This is a genomic window from Actinoplanes sp. ATCC 53533, assembly GCF_003947245.1.
Genome location: NZ_QHHV01000478.1, coordinates 1 through 2,353 on the forward strand (window position 1 = coordinate 1; position 2,353 = coordinate 2,353).

The window sequence follows — 2,353 nt, forward strand, 5'->3', positions numbered from 1 at the left end:
ACACGTCGGTCTGTTGCCAACGAGGACGCGGACGACAGCGTCGAAGAGAGCGTGGAGGACGGCACGTGACGACGGCGGGACCTGGGGCTACGGCGGTCGAGTTCGGTGGTCCCGTGTCCGCGTGCCTCGAGACGGATCTTCGCGCGCGGGTGCGCCAGCAGGGTGTGGTCGTATGGCTTGACCAGGCCGGGCATTACAACGAGTTCGTCGATCGACTCAAGGTGTTACATGAGTCCGGCTCGCTGCCCTACGAGATTCACGCGTTCCGAGGCAGCTATCTGTCGTTGATGTTGGCGCTCGACGACGTCGCTGCCGGTACCGAGAAGGTGCCGTTGGTCGTCCACTTGCCCGGCTTCACCGAAGAGACCGTACGCAGCACACCGTTGTTCGAGCTCTACGCGGCCGGCGTGCGATACCGCAAGGCGCTTGACACCCTCGTCACCGAGGCTGCGGCCGGACGGGTGCGCCCGGATCAGATCGCCTCGTTTAAGGAACAGCCGGACATGACGCTTGCGGGGGCTGATACCTGGCTGAATGCACACCTGGACCACACTGCGGGCGGCATCGCAGGGCAGCTTCGAGCGATGAAATTGACCGCTCTGTTCGATGACCTCCTCGGTGGGGGATTCGTCGCCGCCCGCATCGACCAGTTCGACGACGAGGACGTTCTTTGGGGACGGCTCGCCGCCGAGGTTGGCCTGCCGGGCAACTGGCGCGAAGCCATGCTCCCGACCAAAAACAATCCACGTGGCGAGGACGTGGCCTTTGTCGCGGCCAGCTGGACGCTGTGCGTGGAATACGTGCATGATCTGAAACGGGCCCCCATCAACACGCATCTCACCTCAGCCGTGGACCTACCCCGGCCGGTGGTCGAAACCTGCCGCAGCGCGGCGACCCATCTCCGAGAGCGCCATGCGGCCTTTTACCAGCGGACGGCGGATGAGACCGAAGCCGTGCTCGCCGATGAAGTCGAGGCCGCCCACGCAGAGGACCTCGGCAAGGTCGACACGTTCCGGTTCGAAGAGGACAAGGTCCTAAAGGCCGCAATGGCGGCCCTCGATCGCGAAGACTACGGCCTCGCGGCCGAGTGGGCTGAGCCGCGCGGGGATACGCAGACGGCAGGTGCCGCGTTCTGGCTTCGGGATGATCCGACAAGGCAGTCCGCATGGCAGCTCATTCGCGATGCGGCCCACCTAGGCCAGGCCATCGCACGTGCCGGCGAGAAGTTGGGGGTTGCCGCGGGTGTTCACGACGGCCTCGAAGCCGCCGTGAACGCCTACGTTGAGCGGGGTGCCTCCGTCGACCAGGCGCATCGGCAGCTCGAGCAACGGCGGGTGGCCTTGCTATACCCACAGTTGCCCGAGTTTGAGACTCTGCGGACGCGCCTCGATGGGATGCGCCGCGAATGGCGCGTGTGGGCCGATGGGTGGGCCTGCGAGTTCAACGCGCTCTGCACATCCCACGGCTTCCTTCCGGGCGCCTCGTACCAGCAACGGATGCTGTTCGACGAGGTAGTCAGGCCGATGACGCAGGAAGCTGGCGTCACGGCGTATTTCGTTGTCGACGCTCTTCGGTTCGAGATGGGCGAGGAGCTGTATCAGCAGCTGAAGGACACACCTGCCACCACCGTGCTGCTCAAGCCCCGGCTCGCAGAACTTCCCACCATCACCGCGGTAGGCATGAACGTGCTCGCACCAGTTGAGAAGAACGGCCGGCTCCGCATTTCGATGACCAGCGACACGGGAGGCGTTCAGGGTTTCACGACAGGCGAGTTTCGCGTGTCTGACCCCGAAACCCGCAAGCGCGCCATGCACGATCGGGTGGGCGGCGCGACATGCCCATGGCTCACCCTCGATGAGGTTGTCAGCCGCGACAGCGGCTCACTCAAACGCTCGATCGCCCAGGCACGACTGGTCGTCGTCCACAGCCTGGAAATCGACAATGCTGGAGAAAAGGGCGTCGGTCCCGCGGTCTTCGACCACGCCATGCAGAAACTGCGCGCCGCCTGGCGTCTGCTCTGGGATGCGGGCGTGCGCCGGTTCGTCTTCACCAGCGATCACGGCTTTCTTCTACTTGACGACAATACCGCGCCAGCTCAAGCCCACGGCCGTCGCATTGATCCGGACAGAAGGCACGTCTTCTCCCCTGTGGCGGCGGATCACGATGGTGAGGTGCGGGTCGCCCTGGCGAACCTCGGCTACGAGGGAGCCGAGGGGCACGTGATGTTCCCAGAGACTACGGCGGTGTTCGACACCGGCCGACGCTCCATGAATTTTGTCCACGGCGGCAACAGTCTGCAGGAGCGCGTCATCCCGGTCCTGACCGTGGTGCACCGTGCCGCAGCTGGCGGACA

General features: G+C 64.9%; 1 protein-coding gene. It reads left to right on the forward strand.

From position 1 onward, the window contains the following. Positions 1 to 113: 113 nt before the first annotated feature. A partial coding sequence (gene pglZ / locus DMB66_RS59350; protein ID WP_158647739.1) for a BREX-6 system phosphatase PglZ occupies positions 114 to 2,353 on the forward strand: 2,240 nt, incomplete at its 3' end.